Genomic DNA, 25152 nt, shown 5'->3' on the forward strand with positions numbered 1-25152 from the left:
CAACAAGTCAGGACCAATCCTTATCGCATGGCAAACTACTCTCCGTTAAATATCGACGTTGAGGAACGGTGAAGATGTTCTGTGGACAATCTGAATAAACGGAGCTTTTTTCATGCCTATCAACATTATTATCGTCGAAGATTCCACTTTAGTCCGCAAGGGGTTGGTCTCCATAATCAGCAATTTTTCAGCTCCAAATGCATCGCCTCAGACATCTACTGAACAAACATCCTATAACGTGGTCGCAGATGTGGCATCGCCTAAGGAGTTATTGGAGGCGCTGAAGACGCATAACCCGGATCTGCTCCTACTAGATTATTCATTACAGACTGACAGTACCGATCCGCATCCGCTCCACGCACTCGACGGTCATAACTTGATCAAGCATATCCGCAAGAATTACAGCACCAACATACTTGTGGTGTCGCATCATCATTCGCCAATTATCATCTGCGCGGCATTGGAAGCAGGCGCGAATGGCTACATCAGTAAAAGCGCCAACGAAGAAGTACTGTGGCAAGCAATTCAGGCTGTTATCAAAGGCGATACGTTTGTTGAGCATCACTTGTTGAAAGCGATGCTGTATCGCAATCCTGAAACTGCTGTTATTAGTCCTAAAGAAATAGAAGTACTGCGCTTGATGGGCAAAGGTAGTCGTCTCACTGATATTGCTCAATGCATGAGTCTCAGCATCAAAACGGTGAGTGCGCACAAACTGCGTGCAATGGAAAAATTAAGTATACGCAATGATTCTGAGCTATACCGAGTGATTGCCGGGATGGCGCTTTGAGTGACCCGGTTTTTATCGAGAGCATGCGAATTTATTTTTGGTAAAAGAGATTTTTTACCGTGACAAGATGCACCTCCGATTCGACGTTTTTGTACGAATCAATCACATTTCCCCATTTTAAAAAATAATTTTTTAGGTGAGCGTGAAACGGCGTTTTAGTCACTTTGCGTTTTTAACTCTTCTTTACACCTGACAACACTATTTATAAGGTTATTTATGGCAACGATTATTAATCATTTTTCACAGAGAAATCAGCAGCACAATCGTTATGACGTCTTTACGCGACGGGTACATTGGATTGCTGCGGGCTTGATCATTTATACAATGATTGCTGGTTACTCGCTACATTTTTTGATCGACACACCGTATTTTTCATTTTTTTCGGTATTGAATATGTCTATTGGAACTGTCGTGATACCGCTTACGGTTGTAAGGTATTTATGGAAATTCTTTAGACCGTCAGTTCCCTACCCGGCCGACCTTTCAGGTCCCAAGAAAAATATTGCACATCTGGCGCATGAAATGTTTTACCTGGTAATTTTTGTCATGTTATTAAGCGGCGTTTTAATGCTGACACATAGTTACAGATTTTTTTGGTTAATCGACATTCCCAACCCTATCAACGACGCATCGATTAACGGATTCTTTTTTGACGTACATCGTGCTTCCTGCGCTGGCGTAGCAGTAATGTTAATTCTGCACCTTGCGGCAGTAGCGAAACATCAACTCATCGACAAACGTAACATTATTAGCCGGATGCTTTGATTGCCTGTAGATTTAGGTCAATGAATGATGGGACGGCTTTAGTACTTAATCCTCATCCGGATTGATATCTTCTCGAATTTGTTCAAGCATTTCCAACAGGATAGGTGCAAGTCGGAACGCCTCTTCTTGCCACTCGTACTCTGCACTTTCTTCGATCGCGCGGCACAGCGAGATGGCAGGTCGCATATCGAGGGCCGCCATACCGCCGTGAATCCGATGCGCGATTGCCCCAAGGTGATCAAGATCAGCTAAGGCAATAGCGACAGCCAACAGTGCCATATCCTCCGTCATACTATTAACCGCAGCTTTTAACATTTCCGGCTGCCACATCTGTGATGCGACCACAGACGCTTCCGCGATCGCTTTATCACGATCGGATTCGTCGATCACCATAGCGTTAGACACGATATGTGGCAGTGCCTTGCCCAAGCCAATAAATCGCTCCAACAGCTTTTCCAAATCATCCATCGCAAACGGTTTAATCATATAGCCGTTCATCCCGGCGGCCTGCCCGCGTTCGCGTTCGCCCGCTAACAGGCTTGCAGTAACGGCAATGATAGGGCAAAGCACTTCATGTGCACGCAAAGCCAGTGCCAACTCATAACCGTTCATTTCTGGCATATTCAGATCAGTCAAAATCAGATCAAAATGTTGACCGTCCTGAATCTGTCGTAATGCTTCCCGGCCACTCTCGGCTGCGCTGATACGGCAACCAAAAAACGTTAATTGTTTTTCCAAAAGAAGTCTGTTAATTGCCTGATCATCAACAATCAACACATGCGCATCAGTTTTACGAGGGCTTCCCATCATTGCTGGCTGGATTGCTTCCTCCGCGGCTTTGCGCCCAGCCACCATCAATAAAGCATTTATTACGGCTGATCCGGAAAGAGGATTGGCATAACCTTGATTACCCTTCAAAAAGGGCTGATAGGGCAAAGATAAGTCTAGAAACACAACCCCCTGGTGCGCCGCTTCTTCAAATTCACCGGTTTCGCTATGCCCTTCAACGCCATGCCCTGCCGTATCGACAGTCACATCAATTCGCGCTGAATACGGCTCTCTATTGTCAGGATCATCACGCAGTTCAAGGATTACACCGGATTTCGACGTTATTACCGAGGATAAATGTGTTCCGTGTTCCAGGCTGGTATTAATTGCGAATGTAAGACCGCTCAAACTCTCATCAACCGCTATTCGTTTAGCTTGGCTTAATGTAATCGTCACAACGAAAGTCGCACCTTGACCAGGCTCAGAATCTAAAGCAATCGTACCGCCCATCGCAGCGACGAATTTTTTACAGATAAAAAGGCCCAAACCCGTACCAGAAAACTGCTGTCTCGCCACCGGTCCGCTAGCCTGACCAAATGGTTGAAAAATACGTTCCGCATCTTCTTCGTCAATACCCGGTCCGGTATCACGGACAGAAAGGCCTATGCGTGATCCATTCGGTCCCGTCGTAAGTAATTGCCCTATTACCGTGACATTTCCGTGCATCGTAAATTTCACCGCATTATTGATCAAGTTATTAAGCACTTGTGTCAACTTAAGGGAATCACCCCACCACAAGCCCTCGAGTGCAGGATCAATGAAGCAATTCAGTTGCAAATTCTTTAACGATGCTCGCGACCAAAATCCCTGCACCACTGTCTCCAACTCTTTCGCTAAGTCGAACTCTTGACGATCTAGCTCATCGGCTTCCGTTTCACCCTTGGTGAAATCTAAGGCGTCATTTAATACGTCTTTGAGCGTTCTGGCAGAACCATCCATTGTGTGGGACAACTGGCGTTGTTCATCATCGAGTCGAGTTTTGGCCATTAGCTCGATTGAAGCCAGCATTCCATATAAAGGCGTGCGGATTTCATGACTGATTGTTGCCAGAAAAAGGCTTTTCGAAGCGCTAACCGATTCGGCAACAAGCTTGGCTTCTGCCAGCGTTTGCTCCGTACGTTCGCGATCAGTCATATCGCTCAGCACACAAATATATACTGGCTCATCCTCGTGCATTGCTGAAGCAATGCCGATTTGGTAAAAATGTCCGTGCTGTGCATCCTCTAAAAGTAACGTGCTGTGCTGCTCTTGTTTTCCTAGTTGCTCCAGAGACGCTAAGATCGGCAACACATCGCCAGATATTAATTGATCAGTCGCATCAAATAACCGCCACCGCTCAAGCGGAACAAACTGCCCGTTACGCAATACGACACTGCCGTCACGCACCCTTAAAACTGCCAATCCCACAGGCGATGTTTCAATGATAGTCCGATTAAAATTTTCACTGTCAGCCAGTCGTTTTGCCTGCCTTTCTGCAGGACCTATTACTGCACGTTTGATGCGCTGCGTGCCAAGCAGAACTCCGGTAACGGCCAATAAAAACAATAAAATTCCGACCACGATCAGCATCATTTTTTCACGCAGCATCGTCCACAAACTGACTGCATACACCACACGCCATTCGATATTTGGTACCGCGTAGCTCACTTGGAGCATGGCATCTTTCATCCGAAACTGTAAAGAGCTACGGTGAATTTTGTAATCTTGCTCGCTATCCAGATTTCGATAAAATGCGACTTCCTCGGTAGTCGGTTTACGGCCATCAATCAACATCAATCGACCTGTGTAGGCATAAATCAATACGAGTCCAGATCTTTTTTGGAAAGCAGTCCCAGTGACCTTCGTGCGGATTAATACAGTATCCGGTGAAACGTCGGTCGAAGCGTAACCAAGAACAGTGCCATGACTATCTCGATACGGCATGAAGCAGGTAAATACCGTACGCCCAGAAAAAGGGTCGGTCATCGATTTCGTCCAATAAATACCATCCGCATTGTGCGAATCTGGATAATCGCGCAATATGCGCTCAAACTCCTCGCGCTTCTGAAGCAAAAATAACGCAATTTTTTGGGTATCTGGCTGCGACTTCAATCCTGACCGGGTGAACATTGCAAGAGAGCCATCAGCATTCATTAAGACTGATTGGTCACTACTTACCCGATAACCCCAAAAGACCTTATGAAAATCCGCGAGACGCCATCCAAGCGCCTGCCATTCTCTCAGTTGCAATTCGTGCTGTGGCTCAAGGAAAGTTGATGGACCCGCCCCGATAGGACGGCGAAGTATCCAAAATTCCTCAACCAGTGGAGAGGTCTGACCGGGAACCGATAAGCGTGCAGTCGGGTCAACCGGCTTTTTACAAGGCGACGTCATGCCACAAATATAATCTGGCACCACCTCCGAAAACTTACCAATGAAATATTCCTGTCGCGATATTTGCCGCAACAGATCTGCATAATTTTCATGCGCCCATTCACTCCGGTCCCATAGCATAAACAGAAGCAAAAAACCGATAAAAAGGGCAAGCAAAAGCGACAATAAAGCGATGATCAAATAGGTTCGCGCTTGCAAAAATCTGCGTGAAATCGTCGTTATGCGGTCTGATAAAGCAGAGTAAGCCATAAGCGCCTGTCGAGGTATTCCATCGCAGCATAGCATCGCCCACTAAGAATAATCTTTTTATCTCGGAATATTCTCAGACGTTTACAGTTATTTCCACATCAAAAAGAGATGTCTCTTAATTCAATTGCCACCAATTATTGAGATAATTCTATCTGTGTCGCGGGATTTCAAGGCTCTCAAAAATATGTTCACGCGATCGCCGCCATTTTTGTGTGGAATAGAAAGATAAGGGAAATATTATGTTTGAAACCCAGCAGCAATTTGAAAATATCCACACCAACGAGACATGCGACATCATAGTCGCAGACGATCATCCCATTTTGTTACATGGGGTTGAAAAAATATTGGCAACAACCAAAAACGTCCGTATTGTAGCAACCGCGCAAACGGTGTCAGACACGTTCAAAGTGCTTGAGATTTATCCATGTGACATTCTGATATGCGATTATTCTTTCTATGGCGATGAGTTCCCTGATGGCTTACCAATGATTAAAAAGATCCGACAGATATACCCTGATCTTAAAATTATCATCCTTTCTGCTCGGGATGATCTGGGAACAGCCCGTAATACGCTGGAATGTGGCGTATATGGATTCGTCCGTAAAAATAGTGACATGCGTAACGTGATCAACGCTGTGCATGAAGTCAGATCCGGCAATAAATTTACTGACTCTGCCACCACGCAGGACATGTTAAAAAATCTCTTATCTTTAGGAAGAAACGAACGCTCACCAGCAGTCGGACGTGTCTCATACACACCTAAAGAAATTGAAACTATACGTCTACTCCAACGCGGGTTGACTCTTACGGAGATCGCGGAGTTGACGAGTCGCAGCGTCAAAACAGTCAGTGCACATAAACAGTTGTTGATGAAAAAGCTCGGCACCAAAAGTAACATTGAGTTTTTCCATACGCTCAGTAATGAACAACTGATGTCCTCCATCACCTCGCAATGATCAAACATGACGAGAACAAACCGTTCTCGACACATTGTTCACAACCAGGCTCACCCAATGGAACCAGCTCCGTTCAACTTTTAGGTCAATACTATCAATGGATACTCTACGGCGGTGCCACGCTGTTTACCTTTGTCGCGCTAGTGGCAGGGTTAATCGCAGTGGCAATGTACACAGAAAATTTTGTCCACGCGCAACGACTTCTATTCGATGACGAACAGCGTCAGGTAGAAATCAGGGTCATTACAGCAAATGCAAAAATGCGCCAAGCTATTGTAAGGCAAGAGTTTTTGCATAAGCAACGGCAATCGGACGTGGCGGGAAAAGCAACAGCTAATTTAATTCCGCTCGAACGATTTAGTTTTATTCAACATACGGCGCGCAACATAGCCATCAATGCAGCGATTGATGCCGCCGTTGACACCGCGGTCAGCAAGTCGGACATCACATCGGGCACGCAACCTGCCGTGACTTCCGAAATTGCGGCTAATGCCGTTAACAACGGCCCCGCCAAAGCATCAACAGAAATGCTGGTGCTAACCGCGTTGAACGTTGCCAAACCGTCTGCAAAACTGGCAACGCTTCTGACACAATTTTACGATGTCTCACCTAATGTCGTCATGAATACCTTACCGGCGGTTGAGGGTTCGTACGTCATGCTTTATGATAAAAAGAAAACTTTTTTGGGCTTGCATGCACCGCAGACGGAGATGTCGGCTAAATCGCTTCAATCTTCACATCGAAATCCAATGGAGATTCGCGCCGCAATTGTTAAGGCCGTCGCACCTGTTGAGGCCGCACTGCAGACAATACCAGCCGCAAAACTACGCGCAGGTAAGACCATCTGGATCGCGCCCTATAAAGACCCTTTAAGCGGAAAACTGATCATCAGCCGGGCGGCCGTGACCTTTCATGGCGATAGCGCTTTTTCAGTGCTGGTCATTAGCACACCGGTTGATCTGTTCGACCAACACTTCCTATTGCAACCGCTACCAGCAGGTTTTGGCGTAATTGCGTCAAACGGAATCGTACTTTCAGGGGCGGTCAGCGATGATGCTGGCAAACAGTCGCCCTATCAACAAAAGACATCATCATCCAGAATTGAAAAATATAGCGATACTTTGAAAGCTTTTTTCGACGGACGCGCCACGCTTGTCACCTTAAGCCACCCTATCAGAGACACTGGCTGGACTATGGTATACACATTCAACTGGCGTATGTTGTGGGACGTACTTCACCACAAAATTTATTTTGCGCTCGGCGTCGCCTTAATGCTCAGTATCATTTTATGGACTGCCGTCTTTTTCTTCAATCGCCTGGCATTCATTCCCGTCATTCGAGAAGCGCTACGAGTGCATGACAGCGAAGCGTTTAACCGCGCTATGATGGGCGTGGCGCCATTGGGATTTTTTGTACTAAATTATCCGACAGGAGAACTCATACTGGCCAATGAACAAGCACGACATATCGCCAGTCAAAGTCACGCCTTCGATGAGATAACGTCGTTCCATCAACGCCTGATGGCATGCTATAAAAATCAAGGTCAGTCAGGTGCAGGCGATCAGACACTTGCCCATGATGTATTAGAGTTGTCCGCAGCGGACGGAACATGCACCTTTGCGCTGGCGGCTTTTACCCGCACACGTTACTTGCGCAATGACGTGCTGTTATGCTGTCTTAGCGACATCACCTCCCAGAAATGTGCGGAACGTGCTCTGCAGCGTGCAAAGATAGAAGCCGACCAAGCAAATAAGGCCAAATCCATGTTTTTGGCATTAATAAGCCATGAGATAAGGACGCCTTTGCATGGCGCCACTGGCCATTTGGAGTTGCTGGAAATGGCGCCTTTAGCATCATCAGAAAGAGAACTCGTGCAAACGATCCGTGGTTCGTTTGAATCGCTCCTGCGCATCATTAATGACATATTGGATATCTCAAGAATTGAGGCTGGCAAATTATCTCTGGAAATTGCGCCTTTCAATCTACGTGACGCAGTGGCGTCATGTACGCACTTGTGGACACCTGCCCTCGAATCCAAATCTGTTGACTTTCAATGTCGAATCACATCTACGGTTCCGGAGAATCTGGTCGGTGATGCTGGGCGAATCGCGCAAATTTTAAATAATTTACTATCAAATGCAGTGAAATTCACACATGTTGGTAACATTATTCTCGACATTTCCGGCTCATCGCATCCGGATGGATATACGTTGCAGATCGGTATTCGAGATTCTGGCATCGGCATTGCGACTGAGGATCAAAAACGGCTATTTACACCCTTCAGCCAGGCGAACTCTAGTATCGCACGCGAGTTCGGTGGCACCGGTCTGGGTTTATCATTGTGTAAGCAGTTAATCGATGCGATGCAGGGAAAAATCACCATTCAGAGCGAATACGGTGCGGGGACCATTGTTCTGGTGACGCTAGTGCTGGGCCATGCGGCCGTTAATGCTATCTCACAACCAATCGATCTCAGCGCCCTTAAACATTGGCGCATAGGTAATGCTATACCCATTACCGCGATTCGCTATATGCCGTCGATCTCGCTGTCCCAAATCCATGCACAGCCTCAGGAGCCGATCCCATCGACTGTGTTACGGGTACTCGTGGTAGAAGATGATCCTGTCAGTAAAAAATTGCTGGAGAGGCAACTATACTCATTGGGACAGAGTAATGTCGATTTTGTCGATAATGGGAAACTGGCATTAGCGCTGGCAACCTCAGCGCCGAGCGACTATCCGTATGACTTGATATTGACCGATATGAACTTACCGCACATGAGCGGGTACGAACTCATTTCATCTTTACGGCAGCATGGATTGGATACGCCAATTATTGTCACCAGCGCAAGTGGTGAAAATGATCAGACAGTGGTTATTCGGCCTCAAATTGACGCTTATCTGACCAAGCCGATTTCTTTGGTTGATTTAAAAAATGCTCTGGCACGCTATTTTTTTATTAATAGTTCATACGCCCCACAATCTACTGGGACGAAAAGAGGCACTTCTGCTTTCGAGGCATCTATTAATCAAGCCGAGACTTTGGCAGCCACCTTCAACGACAACCTTGGTTCATCTATAGTCGATGATGACATTGCTAAGATTTTTTTGGACACGTACCGACAAGATTTACGTTCACTACTACTTGCCTTCCAGAATAGGGAGTTTGGAGCCCTCGATGGGGCTTTGCATCGGCTCAAAGGCGCACTATTGGCAATACAAGAAGATGGCTTAGCCCAACTATCGGAACAAATATGCCATGACAGTCATCGCAATCCTTGTGTCCCAACGGTAATTGATTTGCGAAAATTCGTGAAAAATCTGCTGAAAGTCGTCCGCAATCTTCGTACGTCCCTAAACGCGAATGATCTGAAAAATGAATGAGTTACACCAACCGTCCTGGGCATTACTGAACATTAATGAGGCCCAATCAGACTTAGTCAGCCTCGTATCCATCTGAGAGCAGGCCATAGGGCGGAAGGCAGCAAGAGTCGAACTTACGAGGGAACGGCTGACGCCCCCTACCGGGTTTGAAGCCCGGCCGCACCACCGGATGCGGTTGCCTTCCAAGAAAACTGTACGCTGCGGAATGGATTATTTCCCATTGCCGCTTGTTCCGTATTGCTCAATAGGTACAGCTCATTAAGCACTACTTAACAGGTATCGCTGGATACCAATACTCTTTAATACTATTCAAAGATACTATTCAAAAATACCACCTGAAGAATCCAAAAACCGTTACAACATAACGTCGCTTCCCCACAAAGCGTTTGGCCGCAGGATGTGCGTGTCTTTCAAGCGCCGAGTATAGCCGACCCGATCAAAAAATTCCAATAATTGAATGGCCCGTTTTCGCCCGATACCGGTCGCATCCCGAAACGCGGCAGCGCTGACTAGCCGTGCTTTTGCACCGGTTGAAGCGACGCAGCCTGCTTCATCGATATCGTTTGCAAGCACTGCGACTATCCTCGCCAGGTCATCAATCTTTGAGGGATGATAAAACAGATCCTTCACAATTTGACTTACTTCAGCCCGCTTTGCTAGCTTACATAAAAGATCGCGGACCTCCGCTTCGCCAGCGCCATGCTCACGCGCCAGATCGCGCACCCAAGGCGGACTAAATCCTGCGGCCTCAAGTGAGGCTAGCAACTGAATCGCTAACGCTAGCTCATCTGCGCGCAGTTCCACGGTATGCTCAGGCAAATGCAACCATGGACCTTGTTGTACCAACATTCCGGTCGCACATAACGATGCCACCAGCGCACGCCAAAGCGACTCATCCATATCTGGTTCAACGATACGTCTTAAACGGCCAATTTGCGGACCAATATCATCGGGTGTACTCGCGTGAAAAGTCCGCAATCCTTCGATCGTGCGCGCAGCAAGTGCATCCCAGGCAGCCCGTGAAATAAGTACTGCATCACCATCCCTGATCGAAATCGATCGCGTATCGATGGGAAGAACTAGCCGCTCGGGTGGCAACTGTGATAACCGCACCAGCCCAGAACGATAAAGACCAAGCGGATTGCAGTCAAGAAGCGCGGCGCTATCGCCAGAGTCCACAAAAGCAGCAAGTGCATCGCGCCATGCATGACGTGCAGCACTGCGCCGCTTGGTCGCAGGTCCGAATGGATCAAGTACACGACCGCCGCCAATGGTGCGGGATGCTTGTGCGTTACGGATCACAAAGCGATCGCCCGGCACCGCGTGGAGAGGCGCATCAAACACAAGCTGCACCCTACTCTCCTGCCCCGGCACTATCACATCGCCATCAAGCAGCACCACGTGCGCGGTGCGATGTGCGGCACCGAGGTGGACATGCACGGGAGACCAGGACTTAAGAGAAAGTCCGGCATCGGACAATAAGCGCAGCGCACCATCAATACGCTCGGAACACTCAGCCAGTGCTGGTGACAAAATCCAGTCGCCACGACTGATCTGCTCACGTGGAACACCCACTAGATTCAACGCTAATCGCTGACCGGCATGACCGCTTGCTGATGGACGATTTTGCGCGTGAATACTGCGCACCCGCACACGTTCGCCGCTCGGCGCCAGTATCAAAGTATCGTCAACAGCCACGTGTCCAGCCAAGGCGGTTCCAGCGATGATTGTTCCGTGTCCAGCCAACGTAAAGACACGATCTATCGCTAATCGGAACAAGCGCTCGTCCGGCATGGAGGAAGTCGCGAGCGTGGCATCGGCAATTTGCGAAATATTTGCGTTAGTTTGGTTAGTTGCAAGGTTAACAGCTGTACCGTTCACATTATTTGCACTGAGCGTCAAGTAGGCAAGTAGCGCCGCTACGCCTGGATCGCCAGCAATATGTGCCTGAGTGCGAAAAATCTGCGCACCAGAAAATGGCGTTGATGCAAGAAGCACGTTGATATCCTGCTCGACAGCAGCCATGCGATCGCTATCGACACGATCAATTTTGGTCAGCGCTACCGCACCCCGCTTAACGCCCAGCATGGCCAATATCGCCAGATGTTCACGTGTTTGCGGCATGATGCCATCGTCGGCGGCGATCACCAACAAAGCAAAATCAATTCCACTAGCGCCTGCGGCCATGGTGTGAATCAATTTTTCATGACCAGGAACATCAATCAGGCCCAGAACCTCACCATTGGGCAAAGGCAAATAAGCATACCCAAGCTCAATCGAGATCCCGCGTTCTTTTTCTTCTTTCAGGCGGTCAGTATCCACACCCGTCAAAGCACGCGTCAAGGTCGTCTTACCGTGATCGATATGTCCTGCGGTACCAACAATCATGATGCTAGTACTAGCGTGGATAGTTGCGCAATGAACTGTGCTTCGTCCGCAGTTTCAAGACAACGCAGGTCCAACCACAACGTATCATTGGCGATGCGCCCAATCACTGGACGCGGCAAGTTACGCAGCATCTTTTCAATTTTTCCTAGCCCGCGGCCACGCCGCTGCGGCGCATTAATACGTAGCGAGAGGCCATAACTTGGCAGCAAATCAACCGGTAACGCACCGCTTCCGATCTGGCTAAATAATGGTTCGGCGGTCACGACAACTGTCGGTCCCAATGCCTGCTGAACTATCGGCATGAGATTTTCAGCTTGTAACCGCATCGCTGACTGCTGACGCGTCAACAAACGCAAGGTTGTCAGTCGCTCAGGCAGAAGCTCAGGGTTACGATATAGAGCAAGCACGGGCTCCAGCGCAGCTAATGTCAGTTTTCCAACCCGTAGCGCACGCTTGAGAGGATGACGTTTGATTTTTTTGATGAGGTCGGCGCGCCCCACAATCAAGCCAGCCTGTGGACCACCAAGCAATTTGTCGCCACTAAAGGTCACCAGATCGGCACCGGCTTCAATGGTCTCGCGTACCGTTGTCTCGTGCGGCAATCCATATTGAGAAAGATCAACTAGCGTACCGCTTCCCAAGTCGACCACGGTCGGTACACCATGCGTTTTGGTCAGTTCGGCGAGTTGCGCTACTTCGACACTTTTAGTAAATCCCTGAATTGCATAGTTGCTGCAATGGACCTTCATCAGTAACGCGCTACGCGGGCCAATCGCATCCGAATAGTCAGATACATGGGTGCGATTAGTGGTTCCGACTTCGTGCAGTTTTGCGCCCGCACGCATCATGATGTCCGGAATACGGAACGAACCACCAATTTCGACCAATTCCCCGCGCGAAACAATGACCTCGCGGCGAGGAGCCAGCGCACTCAACATCAGCAAAACGGCGGCGGCATTGTTATTAACAACCGTAGCCGCTTCAGCCCCGGTTAACTCACAGAGCAAGTCTTCGACCAAATCATCGCGGTCGCCGCGCTTTCCGGTCGCCAGATCAAACTCCAGATTCATCGGAGAACTTAATGCTGCAACCACCGCATCAATCGCCACATCTGGTAACAATGCTCGGCCCATATTGGTATGCAATACCGTGCCAGTAAGATTGAATAGCTGTTTCATTGACGGAATCGCAGCCGTCGCCAAACGCTCAGCAAGTACCGAGGTGAGGCCAGCGAATGGGTTTTCTCTATCTTGCAGCTTTGGCCGATTAACCGCGGTACTAGCATCCGCAGCAGCGCTCGCCACGCCGCGCACGATTTCCGCCCGCAACTCGGCAAGCAACGCGCGCAGCGCCGCCAGAGTTTGCGTGCGACCATATTTTTCGATCAACGGAACACTGGATGCATCCGCAAGAACACTTTCGACGGAAGGCAAGCGAGCTGCAAAAACGACCTCGCCACCGGCAACCGATGTGGCCGCTGAAGTTGCTAGTAATCCCGCCGCCGATCGCAGGTCTGTCATGCGGGGCCGCTAAACCACAGTAACGGATTCATGCTTGCCCGCGTATAGCCGGCTTCGGTGACCAACACATCCAGCGTCAAACTGGCCAGATCGTCTGCCAAAGGCTCAACTTCGTAGTCGTGCTCCTGATTGACGATTTTGCGATAGGTGTGACAATCGTCGCAGGTCTCGGCCCGAATAACCTTTTGAGGATTGTTCGCCTTATTAGCCTTGATCGACGTTGAGATATTCTTCGACCCGGTAGCAGTGTTTGAAGTATCAATGTCCGCATCGCCAAGTGCGTCCAGGCCTTGATAGGCGATGTGAGCATTTTTTTCGCAATGGGAACACTTCACACGCACCATGTGCCATTCACTCGCACAAAGCTCACAATGCAGATAACGGTAACCCTGCGATTGACCGCCGATACGCACCACGCTGGCTACTGGATGCGAACCGCAAACAGGACATAACGCAGCCGTTTCCAACGTCGGCACGTCCTTCAGCGATAACTTGCTGGCACTATGGCTCCACAACACTTGTAACGCGGCAGCAATAAATGGTGCTTGGGCTGGATCGACATCTTCCGTACGTTGGGCTAAGACAGCATCCGCCAATGTATCCAGTGATGTCTGATCAAGCGCCTGCAAAGCTGCCAATACAGGACCCAATTGAGGCCGCGTCGATACGACTGGCGCCAAAAAGGCCAGCAATCGCTGGAAAATCAACTGCCATACAACAGGTCTTGGACCAGACGCTGGCAATGGTGGCATCGCGTGCTGAAGCCCGATATCGAGTACCTCCCGATCAGGCAATGCTGCATCCGCATCGGTCAGCGATACAAATACCGCGTTCTGCGCTTCGACCAACTCTGCCATCAACAGTAAATAGCCACTTAACTCTGCACTAACCGGCGTGCCTGTTATTTCATTCGCTGCCAACTTGCGCAAACGTGCCGCGCGCGCTTTAAACACGCCTTCCGCGGACGGCAAGCATAAGCGTGGGATCGTAATGTGATCGAGGGATTCAATTTCCCCGCGTTCAAGAATTCGCTGCACTGAAACTCCCTGTAAATAATACTGTAGAACCTGATCACGATATTACCGCGCAGGCGGGATTGATGTCAGCATACCACTCAACATCACCCTTTGATCTCATGCAAGCTTATCGGCGGCAGACGCACCCAACTGACGCCACGTCGGCGTAGTTGAGCGCAATATCCATTTGCACATACTGAGGATACATTAACAGTTCAAATTGAAAAATCAACGTAAGTCGATATCAATCACCATAACACCTCACATCATGGTTGCTTTTTGACGCTTTCCTTAAACCAACGCGGGTGATGCTTTTTTGCCCAGCCGTAGGTGACCGTACCACGCACCATTGCACCCATCGAACCCTTGATCCAGAAACCTGCATAGATGTGAATGATGATACCAATGATCAGAACAAACGCACAAACAGCGTGCAATAACGCTGCTGCACGAATGACTGGGATCGGAAAGTAAAATGCAAAATACGCGCGCCAAATCACGATTCCGGATGCCAGCAAGCCTAGCATGCACACCACCAGTGTGAAGAATAACAACTTCTGCCCAGCGTTATAGCGACCGATTTCGGGCAGCTTGTCCTCGCGATTGGCGAGGACATCGTCAATTTGCTTCAACCACTGGACATCACCCTCTTCAAAGAAGTTGTGATGCCAAAAGCGCAATACAAGGAAGGCAAATGATACAAACATGACAACGCCAACAAAGGGATGCAGAATCCGCGTCCACTGCCCGCCTCCGAACAGTTCAGTCAGCCAAAACATGGCTGGATGAAACAGGGCCAATCCGGAAAGAGCCAGCAAAACGAACGTAATCGCTGTGATCCAGTGATTACTGCGTTCGTTGGGTGTGTAACGAAGGATCAGAGGCGTGGGCGTCTTGTGATCTTTCAACTCGTTCAACTCGGGATTCATCTTGGCTCTCCTTGCTGCTGCTCTTCCTGTATTTTACGAGCGGCTTCCTGGGCCTCGCGCTCTTCTTCCTCAGTCACTTCGGCAGGGCCGACGCGCGTGTAGTGGAAGAAACCTGACAACGCAGCCAGTGCGAGACCGGCAACAGCCAACGGTTTGGCGATACCCTTCCATAACGACACCATCGGACTAATGCGCGGATTGTTGGGCAGACCATGATAAAGAGACGGTTGATCCGCATGATGCAATACATACATCACATGCGTACCACCGACGCCAGCAGGATCGTACAAACCGGCCTTGTCGAAACCACGCGACTTCAGATCTTCAATGCGCTCTTCCGCATGCTGCTTCATGTCTTCTTTTGTACCGAACACAATGGCACCAGTCGGACAGGTTTTGACGCATGCAGGCTCTTGACCGACCGCAACACGGTCAGAACATAAAGTGCATTTATAAGCACGATGGTCCTGCTTCGAAATGCGCGGCACATCAAACGGACATCCCGCAATACAGTAGCCGCAACCGATACAATTTTCCTGATGAAAATCGACGATACCGTTGGTGTATTGCACGATGGCGCCAGGTGCCGGGCAAGCTTTCAGACAGCCCGGATCCTCGCAGTGCATACAGCCATCTTTACGAATTAGCCACTCAAGATTTGCATCCTGATTTTCATATTCCGAAAACCGCATCACGGTCCACGATTTATCGGTCAGATCACGCGGATTATCGTAAGTACCGCTCGTATCGCCAATTTCATCGCGCAGATCATTCCATTCCATACATGCGGTCTGACATGCTTTGCAACCGATGCATTTAGAGACATCGATCAGCTTTGCGACAGTTCCTGTGACGGGTTCCCGCACCGACGGCGGCTGTACCGTCGTCGCCGACAAGCGCCGGATATCAAGTGATTGCATTGACATCTTTAGTCTCCTCTTTCAGCACACGCTAGTAGTTTGCTCATGCTTTTTCCACTTTCACCAGGAAAGATTTGAATTCCGGCGTCTGGGAATTCGCATCACCGACTGACGGTGTCAGGGTATTGATCAGATATCCGGGCTTTGCAAGACCCGTAAATCCCCAGTGAATCGGGAGTCCGACTGTGTGCATCTTTTTGCCTTCAATCATCAAGGATTTGATACGTTTGGTCACTACAGCTTTGGCAATAATGTGTCCTCGCTTCGAACTGACGCGCACGCGCTCACCTGCTACGACGCCTACTTCTTTCGCCAGGTCTTCACCAATTTCGACAAATTGCTCGGGCTGAATAATCGCATTCAGCTTGGCATGCTTAGTCCAGTAATGGAAATGCTCGGTCAATCGGTAACTGGTTGCAATATGCGGATAATCCTCATGTTTTCCCAATTGCGCACGGTCCTGTGGAAAGACCCGTGCAGCCGGATTGCTGGTCGCCAACGGATTTTTCGGGTGCATCGGGTTATAGCCGAGCGGATTTTCAAATGGCTCGTAATGTTCTGGGAAAGGACCTTCCGCCATCGCACCTCGGGCAAAGAACCGCGCCACGCCCTCACCTAACATAATAAACGGACCCATCCCGTTTTCCGGTGGTTCGTCAGCCTTGAAGTCAGGGATATCAGGACCATTCCAAGCGGTGCCATTCCAGCCAATAAGTTTACGTTTGGCGTCAAATGGCTTGCCCTTCACATCGCAAGAAGCACGGTTGTACAACACCCGACGATTGAGCGGCCAAGCCCAAGCCCAGTTAAGGGTCTGGCCAATCCCGGTAGGATCGGTGTTATCACGGCGCGCCATCTGATTGCCCGCCTGCGTCCACGCACCGCAGAATATCCAGCAACCACTAGTCGTCGAGCCATCGTCACGCAACATGGCGAACGACGGCAATTGCTCGCCTTTCTTCGCCAGTAGCTTGGTCGGATCTTTTAGATCATACAAATCGACCAGCGCTTTACCGTTAAATTCCTTGGCCAGTTCTTCCGGCGTCGGACTTTCAGGATTAGCATAATTCCATGTCAGATTCACAATCGGGTCAGGAAACTTGCCGCCATCGCGTTTATACATCGTGCGCATGCGCAAAAATATGCCAGACATAATGTCCAGATCGCTGCGGGCTAAACCCGGTGGTTCCGATCCCTGCCAATGCCATTGCAACCAGCGCGCTGAACTGACCAGCGATCCACGCTCTTCCGCGAAACAGGTAGTTGGCAAACGGAACACTTCAGTTTGGATTTTAGCCGGATCGACGTCATGGAATTCGCCGTGTGGTTTCCAGAACTCAGCCGTTTCCACCGCAAGCGGATCCATCACCACTAGCCACTTCAGTTTAGACAGGGCTTCAGTAACTTTTTGCTTGCTCGGCGCAGAAGCAAGCATGTTAAAGCCCTGCGCGATGTAGCCGTTCATCTTGCCCTGATGCATCAACTCAATGGCCTGCAATAAGTCGTACGGCTTATCAAGCTTAGGCAAGTAATCGTAAGCCCAGTTATTTTCCGCAGTAGCGGCGTCGCCCCACCAGGTCTTCATAAAACTGACATGAAAACTGCGGTAGTTTTTCCAATAACTTAACTGATTAGGACGCAACGGTTTCGTCGCACGGGCAGCAATATAAGCGTCAAAATCCTGTTCTTTCTCGCCGGGCAACGTCATGTAGCCTGGCAAAAGGTTCGACATTAACCCCAAATCGGTCAGACCCTGGATGTTAGAGTGACCACGTAACGCATTCATTCCGCCGCCAGCGATACCGATATTTCCCAGTAATAGCTGGACCATTGCACCGGTACGAATAATTTGTGCGCCGGTCGAGTGATGCGTCCATCCCAAAGCGTACAAAATAGTACCTGCGCGATCCGGGGTGGCGGTCGAAGCCAATGCTTCGGCTACTTTATGAAATTTATCCGATGGCACACCGCAAATACGCTCCACCATTTCTGGTGTATAGCGCGAGTAGTGCGTTTTCATCAATTGATAAACGCAACGTGGATGCTGCAAGGTGGTATCGATTTTGGCAAAGCCATCGCTACCCATCTCGTAATCCCACGTGCTTTTGTCCGGATACCCGCCAGCCTTTTCGCTGTAACCGGAATACAAACCATCTTTGAACGCAAAATCATCACGCACAATGAACGGCATGTCGGTGTAATTGCGAACGTACTCGTGCTGAATCTTATCGTTCACCAACAAATAGTTGATGATTGCGCCAAGGAACACAATATCCGTACCGGTCCGGGTCGGGACATGATAGTCCGCCACTGACGCGGTGCGGGTGAAACGCGGGTCAACCACGATCAATCGCGCCTTGTTATGCGCTTTAGCTTCTGTTACCCATTTGAATCCGCAAGGGTGTGCTTCAGCGGCATTGCCGCCCATTACCAGGATCACATCGGCATTCTTGATGTCGACCCAATGATTCGTCATCGCACCACGGCCAAACGTCGGGGCAAGACCTGCCACCGTCGGTCCGTGTCAAACGCGTGCTTGATTGTCGAACGTTAACATTCCCAAACTACGAATTGTCTTGTGCGTCAAATAACCAACTTCGTTACTTCCCGCTGATGCTGCCAACATACCGGTGGTCAACCAACGATTGACGGTCGCACCTGCGGCATTTTTTTCAATAAAGTTTTCATCGCGATCTTTCTTCATCAGACCAGCGATTTTATCTAGCGCGTCGTTCCATGATATTTTCTGCCATTTGTCGTCGCCAGGAGCGCGATACTCTGGTGCAAGCAACCGACTCGGGCTATGAATAAAGTCAATCAGGCTTGCGCCCTTTGGGCATAACGTGCCGCGATTGACCGGATGATCCGGATCGCCTTCAATATGCAGAATGCTCGAGGAGACATTTTTTGCTCCGTCGCCCAGACCGTACATCAGAATGCCGCAGCCAACCGAACAGTACGGACATGTATTACGCGTTTCCGTGGTGCGAGAAAGCTTATATTGTCGAACTTCCGCCAACGCCGCAATTGGCGCAAAGCCAAGCAAAGCGAGACTGGAACCCGCCAGCGTCGAGCCAGTAACTTTAAGAAACTGGCGCCTTGATAGTTGAACCATGGTGAATGCCTCTAAATGGTTTCAAAAAAAAAATATGTACACAGGAAATATAAAAAAATATATCACGCTTTCACGGAACAGCGCGGGTCTTACGATAAATTGAAAAAGTGCGCTTTTATCCACGCGACAACGTAGGAAAAAATGCTATAAAGCAATGTTTTCCAAGAAAAATGTTTTCTTTTATGGAACAAACTGACAACAGAAAAGATTGCAAAAAGGTTGTCTGGAGGAATAACGTCACGCAGTACTGCACATTCCCCATTGATCTCTCAAATTGGGTGGAGCGCATTATATCCCTACAAGCCAAAGTAAGTATTTTTTCAACGTAAACGCCGAATTCGTTTGTTAGTTGCAGAGTACAACGCCTAAATTGCGGCTATCGCCCCGCTGTTTGTCGTTTTTTTAAACTATTTAATTAAACCCCTGTCTATTTTAACAATTCCCAACAAATTCACGACGGTTACGCCAATGTGCGTCCGTCGAGCTCTGTTAGTCACTCTTCGTTTTTAAATCTTCGCCTATTAGCGCCATTCAACCCATCAAGGAGCAGCTAAATGTCCTCAACATTTTCAGAAGTCGACGAGGCGTGTGTTAATACAATCCGTTTCCTGGCGGTCGATGCCGTGCAACTTGCCAATAGCGGTCATCCCGGCTTGCCACTCGATGCGGCACCGATGGCGTATGTTCTCTGGTCACAATTTCTCAAGCATCATCCAGCCAATCCCGATTGGTTCGACCGGGATCGTTTTGTCCTTTCGGCAGGGCATGGATCGGCACTCCTGTATAGCCTGATTCATTTGACCGGCTACGATCTACCGCTTGAACAAATGAAAAGGTTTCGCCAATGGGCCAGTTCCACGCCCGGCCACCCTGAACGCGGCGTCACGCCAGGCGTCGAGATGACAACCGGACCCCTCGGTCAAGGCTTTGGCAATGCCGTCGGCATGGCAATGGCCGAAGCACATTTCGCAGCTCACTATAACCGCGACGGCTATGAAGTCATCAACCACTACACCTATGGAATTGTGAGTGACGGCGACCTGATGGAAGGCGTGACATCCGAGGCTGCCTCTTTGGCTGGTCATCTGCAATTAGGCAAATTAATCTATTTGTATGATGACAACAACATGACGCTGTCCGCCAGCACCGAGATGACCTTCAGCGAGGATCGGGCGCAGCGCTTTGAGGCCTATGGCTGGCATACGCAGATCATTGCGGACGGCAACGACCTTTCAGCTATCGCGCAAGCACTCGCTAACGCTCGCTCAGAAACCCATCGTCCCTCCTTGATACTGGTGCGCACTCATCTTGGTTATGGCTCGCCCAACAAACAAGACACCTTTGAGGCGCATGGTTCTCCACTCGGCACCGAAGAAGTCCGCCTGACCAAACGTAATCTGGGCTGGCCCGAGGAACCAGCGTTCTACGTTCCCGATGCCGCCCGCGCACACTTTAAAGAAATAAATGATCGCGGCGAAAAGCGTGAAGCTGATTGGAACGCGACAATATCAGCCTATACAAAACAGTTTCCCGACCTAGCACAAGAATTACACCAACGTATGTCGGGCGGCGCAGGACAGCTTCCCGACGGCTGGGATGCCGCTATTCCACAGTTCCCCGCAGATGAGAAAGGAATGGCCACCCGGATCGCATCGGGCCAGGTAATGAACGCGATTGCTACACACTTTCCGGCATTGATTGGCGGCTCGGCAGATTTGGATCCATCGACCATGACGGCATTAAAAGGCTTCGGAGATTTTCAACCAGGTGGCGTCAGCGCTCGCGACCGACAGGGTTCGAACGGCGGGGGTTGGAGTCCTGATGGTCGCAATCTGCACTTTGGTGTGCGCGAACATGCCATGGGCGCGATCATGAATGGTATGGCAGGACATGGCGGCACAGTGCCATTTGGTGCGACATTTCTAGTTTTCTCCGATTACATGCGGCCATCGATACGCCTTGCCGCGCTATCAGAGTTGCAGGTAGTTTTCGTCTTTACCCACGATAGCATCGCGCTAGGCGAAGATGGGCCGACCCATCAGCCGGTGGAACAGCTTGCCAGCTTGCGTGCCATACCGCGGCTAATCGTGATTCGTCCAGCCGACGCGAACGAAACGGCTCACGCATGGCGCGTTGCAATCCAGTCAACTGATCGGCCCGTGGCACTCGTATTAACCAGACAGAATTTGCCAACACTCGACCGGATCCGGTTTGCTGCTGCCGAAGGCCTGCAACGCGGCGCTTACATTCTGGCCGATGCGCCTGACGGCCATCCCGACTTAATCCTGATCGCTAGCGGTTCGGAAGTAAAACTGATCATTGCCGCGCGGGAAGAATTGATGAAACAAAACATTCAGGCACGCGTGGTGTCGATGCCCAGTTGGGAGTTATTCGACGCCCAACCGCAGGAATACCGCGATACCGTCTTCCCGCCATCAAAGCCAAGACAACCAAGACTCGCGGTGGAGGCTGGCGTGGCACAGGGTTGGCATCGCTACATCGGTGATGACGGCGATATCATCTCGGTAGACAAGTTTGGTGCATCCGCAGCCGGAGACGTGGTGCTGCGAGAGTATGGTTTTACCGTCGAAAACGTCTGCCAGCGGGCCTTGGCTCTACTTCAACGTTAAGCCGGATTGCAATCTGTATGACCAGGATGGAAATGTGAAGCTAACCTCGCAAAGACGGGAAGCGTCAATTCACTTGTCCGAAAAAATCAATTCCCCATGTTGATAATCCAGCGCATTGATCAGATCACCAATACACTCAACCGTCAAATTCGCCGCCGGATAATTGACGATGTTTTCGGGGTCCAGAGCGTAATGACCTTGCCGCGGAAAGATAGTCGTTAATTGATTTTTCATGACGTTTTTCATGGCTGCCAGAATTCGTAATTTATCATCGATCATGACATAGTGCTGGGCCGGATAACGTCGTTGAAGGTCTTCCAGCATTTCCTCTTTATGAATATAGATCAGCACGCGACCATCGACAGCATCCCATAATCCTGAGCGTTGAATTTTGCGCGGCTGAAAAACCACGTCGCCATCCGAAAGAATGACAGTCGGTCCCCATTGCCCAACGTGGGCGATAGTCTCCAGCGCATTCGGATATAGGCGCGTGGCAAATGGATAGTCCACCAGAAATGCCGACATTTGTAAAAGACGCGGGTCATTCATACCGCCTGTTCGATAGCGTTGCAATGCCCCCAAATAGTCTGCGTATCCCAACTCGGTTCGCAACTCTTCAAAGATTTGCCAATAGCGGATACGGTTTGCTGCACCGAACTCTGCCTCCAGATGCGTTTGGAGATCAAACTGCACGCGGTCATTATCGAGCAACGTATTGTCGCAATCGAACAGGAAAACAATCTCACTTGGCGTTGTCATGGCAGCATGTCCTTAGATGTTGGGTTATGCCATTGATCGCTACCGGTCATCATTTTTTGCGCTGCATCCGGCCCCCATGTGTTCGACTCATAGACATCTATTGGTGCGGCATTGTGACTATTTTGTTCCGTCGCACTCTCCAAAACAGGATCAACGACGCGCCAGGCGGCCTCGACCATATCACCCCGTGTGAACAAGCCCGCATTGCCTTGAAGCGCATCGCCCAGTAGCCTTTCATACGGCGTCATTTCATCACCTGGATGGTGATGCGCGACCAATGCTGTCGCTGTGCCAATCATCGCTTCGCCGGGTAGTTTGGTCCTCGCTCCTAATGCGATCTTCATATCAGGGCCGAGTCGAAAAATGAAATAATTTGGGTGATTTGACCCAGTTTTGTCGAAGACAGTTTTCGCCGGTGATTTAAGTTCGATCATCACTTCAGTGCACGTCACCGGCAATTCCTTACCAGCGCGAATATAAAACGGCACGCCCGCCCAGCGCGGATTATCGATATGCAAACGCAGGGCTGCAAACGTCTCAACCTGAGAGTTCGGCGCCACGCCTGGCTCATCCAGGTATCCGCGGAACTGCCCTTTTATTACTTCCGACGGTTCTAATGGACGCATCGCGCATAATACCCGCAGCTTTTCATCGCGGATGGCATCCTGCGCAGAATCGGCGCTGACGTCTTTCACTTCAGTTAGGTCGTTTTCCGGCACTTCCATCGTCAACAACGCCAACACTTGAAGCATGTGATTTTGCACCACGTCGCGGATGGCTCCTACTTCTTCGTAAAAAGCACCACGACCCTGGACGCCGAATTGTTCGGCCATCGTGATTTGGACGCTGGCCACATAATCGCCATGCCAGATCGGCTCAACAAATGTATTAGAAAATCTAAAATACAGCAGATTTTCGACCGGCTCTTTACCCAGATAATGATCAATTCGGAAAATGGCCTCCTCAGCAAAGGAAGCCAGTAATGTCCGGTTGAGTGCTTGCGCTGACGCAAGATCGCGTCCAAATGGTTTTTCGATGATCACACGCGCATTATTAGCGCCGCCCGATTTGGCAAGCCCTTCAGTAACCGGCCCGAACATACTTGGCGGCACCGCAAGATAGTAGAGCGGCCGCACCGCTTTACCCAACACCTTACGTAGTTGAGTGTACGTCGCGTCGTCTTGGTAATCGCCGCTGATATACTGAAGGCGGGCCGATAGTTTTGCGAAGGCATCGGCATCGAAACTGCCATTTTTTTCTATACTGTCACGCGCGCGTTCACGTAATTGATCGTCAGTCCAGTCGGACTTAGCTACGCCGATAATCGGAAGGTCGAGATGACCATGCTTAATCATCGCTTGCAAGGCAGGAAAAATCTGCTTGTAGGCAAGATCACCAGTAGCACCGAAAAAAACAAACGCGTCAGAATGCGATACTGTCATCATTCCTCCTGCCGCTTATTCGACACGATTTTTGTGATGCCACGCTTGGCGGCGGATGTCTCTGCGGCGGTCGATGGCTTTTCAATATGGCCGCCGAACCCCTGTCGCATCGCCGACAACACCTTATCGGCAAAATCGGCTTCGCCACGCGAACTGAAGCGCTCAAAAAGAGCGGCACTCAGTATCGGGGCCGGCACGGCTTCATCAACCGCTGCAGTAATCGTCCATCGCCCTTCCCCAGAATCAGAGACCCGACCGGCATAATTTTCTAGTGCAGGATCAGCGACGAGTGCACTTGCCGTCAGATCCAATAACCACGAGCCGATAACGCTTCCACGACGCCATAATTCGGCGATCTCAGGAAGATCTATCTCATATTGATAATATTCGGGATTGCGTAGCGGTGTAGTCTCGGCGTCGACATCGCCCTTTTGCAGCCCAACGTTCGCGTGCCGCAGAATATTCAAGCCTTCTGCGTACGCGCCCATGATGCCGTACTCGACACCGTTGTGGACCATCTTGACGAAGTGGCCCGCGCCTTGCGGCCCGCAGTGCAAATAACCTTGTGCCGCAGTGCTGTTTGCATTGTCGCGCCCAGGTGTGGGAGAGGCAGCAGCCGAACCCGGCGCGAGCGTCGCAAAGATCGGATCAAGATGGATGACGATTTCTTTTTCGCCACCAATCATCAAACAATAGCCACGATCTAAACCGGCCACACCACCGCTGGTCCCAACATCCACATAATGAATCTGTTGTGATGTCAACTCTTTCCCGCGTCGGATATCGTCATGGTAGTAGGAATTGCCGCCATCAATGATAATGTCACCGGCATCGAGTAAAGGCGCTAATAACGCAAGATCCTGATCGACCAAAGCCGCCGGAACCATCAACCAGATAACCCTTGGCTTCTGTAATTTGGCGACCAGATCGTCAAGCGACGATGCCCCGCTGATGCCAGGGCTTAAAAGATTGTTGATCGCCTCTTCCCTGACATCGTATACCACGCATTCGTGATCACCTTTTTGCAGCCGCCGCACCATATTGGCGCCCATGCGTCCCAACCCAATCATGCCAAGTTGCATTGTGAAC

At 50.0% G+C, this 25152-nt stretch carries 15 protein-coding genes and 1 tRNA gene; 5 read left to right on the top strand and 11 right to left on the bottom strand.

Features of this window, described 5'->3' with window-relative positions; translation table 11 throughout:
* Positions 1–112: 112 nt before the first annotated feature.
* On the top strand, positions 113–790 hold the full coding sequence (locus RGU75_RS20130) for a response regulator transcription factor (RefSeq protein WP_322239026.1): 678 nt from the start codon (positions 113–115) through the stop codon (positions 788–790).
* Positions 791–1006: 216 nt separating this feature from the next.
* A complete protein-coding gene (locus tag RGU75_RS20135; RefSeq protein ID WP_322239028.1) occupies positions 1007–1555 on the top strand; it encodes a cytochrome b in 549 nt (182 codons plus the stop codon).
* A gap of 45 nt (positions 1556–1600) precedes the next feature.
* On the opposite strand, the gene RGU75_RS20140 is transcribed toward RGU75_RS20135, so the two are convergent.
* Positions 1601–5005, bottom strand: coding sequence for an ATP-binding protein (locus RGU75_RS20140; protein WP_322239030.1), 3405 nt, complete (start codon positions 5003–5005; stop codon positions 1601–1603).
* A 239-nt stretch (positions 5006–5244) separates the two neighbouring features.
* On the opposite strand from RGU75_RS20140, the gene RGU75_RS20145 reads away from it, so the two are divergent.
* Entirely contained in the window at positions 5245–5961 is a 717-nt protein-coding gene (locus tag RGU75_RS20145) for a response regulator transcription factor (RefSeq protein ID WP_322239032.1), read from the top strand.
* Positions 5958–9344 (top strand): ATP-binding protein, encoded by a 3387-nt coding sequence (locus RGU75_RS20150; RefSeq protein ID WP_322239034.1) that lies wholly within the window; start codon positions 5958–5960, stop codon positions 9342–9344. The genes RGU75_RS20145 and RGU75_RS20150 overlap by 4 nt, the downstream gene beginning before the upstream one ends.
* A gap of 91 nt (positions 9345–9435) precedes the next feature.
* Here RGU75_RS20150 and RGU75_RS20155 read toward each other — a convergent pair.
* The 7 genes from RGU75_RS20155 to fdnG all read right to left on the bottom strand — a co-directional run bounded on the left by RGU75_RS20155 (position 9436) and on the right by fdnG (position 19232).
* A tRNA-Sec gene (locus RGU75_RS20155) sits at positions 9436–9528 on the bottom strand.
* 170 nt (positions 9529–9698) lie between these two features.
* The gene (gene selB, locus RGU75_RS20160) at positions 9699–11732 is read right to left on the bottom strand and encodes a selenocysteine-specific translation elongation factor (protein ID WP_322239036.1); all 2034 of its coding nucleotides are present in this window, start codon (positions 11730–11732) and stop codon (positions 9699–9701) included.
* On the bottom strand, positions 11729–13252 hold the full coding sequence (gene selA, locus RGU75_RS20165; RefSeq protein ID WP_322239038.1) for an L-seryl-tRNA(Sec) selenium transferase: 1524 nt from the start codon (positions 13250–13252) through the stop codon (positions 11729–11731). Before selA ends, selB begins: the two co-directional genes overlap by 4 nt.
* Positions 13249–14289 carry a formate dehydrogenase accessory protein FdhE gene (fdhE, locus tag RGU75_RS20170; protein WP_322239040.1) on the bottom strand — a complete coding sequence of 347 codons (1041 nt, stop codon included), beginning with the start codon at positions 14287–14289 and terminating at the stop codon, positions 13249–13251. Before fdhE ends, selA begins: the two co-directional genes overlap by 4 nt.
* 245 nt (positions 14290–14534) lie before the next feature.
* Positions 14535–15197: a formate dehydrogenase subunit gamma gene (locus RGU75_RS20175; RefSeq protein WP_322239042.1), complete on the bottom strand. Its 663-nt coding sequence runs from the start codon at positions 15195–15197 to the stop codon at positions 14535–14537.
* The gene (gene fdxH, locus RGU75_RS20180) at positions 15194–16123 is read right to left on the bottom strand and encodes a formate dehydrogenase subunit beta (RefSeq protein WP_322239044.1); all 930 of its coding nucleotides are present in this window, start codon (positions 16121–16123) and stop codon (positions 15194–15196) included. The genes RGU75_RS20175 and fdxH overlap by 4 nt, the downstream gene beginning before the upstream one ends.
* Positions 16124–16160: 37 nt before the next feature.
* Positions 16161–19232 carry a formate dehydrogenase-N subunit alpha gene (gene fdnG, locus RGU75_RS20185; RefSeq protein WP_322239046.1) on the bottom strand — a complete coding sequence of 1024 codons (3072 nt, stop codon included), beginning with the start codon at positions 19230–19232 and terminating at the stop codon, positions 16161–16163.
* Positions 19233–19786: 554 nt separating this feature from the next.
* Here fdnG and tkt point away from each other — a divergent pair.
* The gene (gene tkt / locus RGU75_RS20190) at positions 19787–21862 is read left to right on the top strand and encodes a transketolase (RefSeq protein ID WP_322239048.1); all 2076 of its coding nucleotides are present in this window, start codon (positions 19787–19789) and stop codon (positions 21860–21862) included.
* 69 nt (positions 21863–21931) lie between these two features.
* Here the strand turns inward: tkt and RGU75_RS20195 are convergent, their stop codons facing one another.
* The 3 genes from RGU75_RS20195 to gnd are packed head-to-tail and all read right to left on the bottom strand — an operon-like array spanning position 21932 to position 25145.
* Complete coding sequence (locus RGU75_RS20195; RefSeq protein WP_322239050.1) at positions 21932–22621, bottom strand: HAD family hydrolase; 690 nt, start codon at positions 22619–22621, stop codon at positions 21932–21934.
* Positions 22618–24066 (bottom strand): glucose-6-phosphate dehydrogenase, encoded by a 1449-nt coding sequence (gene zwf, locus RGU75_RS20200; RefSeq protein WP_322239052.1) that lies wholly within the window; start codon positions 24064–24066, stop codon positions 22618–22620. The genes RGU75_RS20195 and zwf overlap by 4 nt, the downstream gene beginning before the upstream one ends.
* On the bottom strand, positions 24063–25145 hold the full coding sequence (gene gnd, locus RGU75_RS20205; protein ID WP_322239055.1) for a phosphogluconate dehydrogenase (NAD(+)-dependent, decarboxylating): 1083 nt from the start codon (positions 25143–25145) through the stop codon (positions 24063–24065). The genes zwf and gnd overlap by 4 nt, the downstream gene beginning before the upstream one ends.
* Positions 25146–25152: the final 7 nt, after the last annotated feature.

It is taken from the genome of Glaciimonas sp. CA11.2, from assembly GCF_034314045.1.
Taxonomy (GTDB): Bacteria; Pseudomonadota; Gammaproteobacteria; order Burkholderiales; family Burkholderiaceae_D; genus Glaciimonas.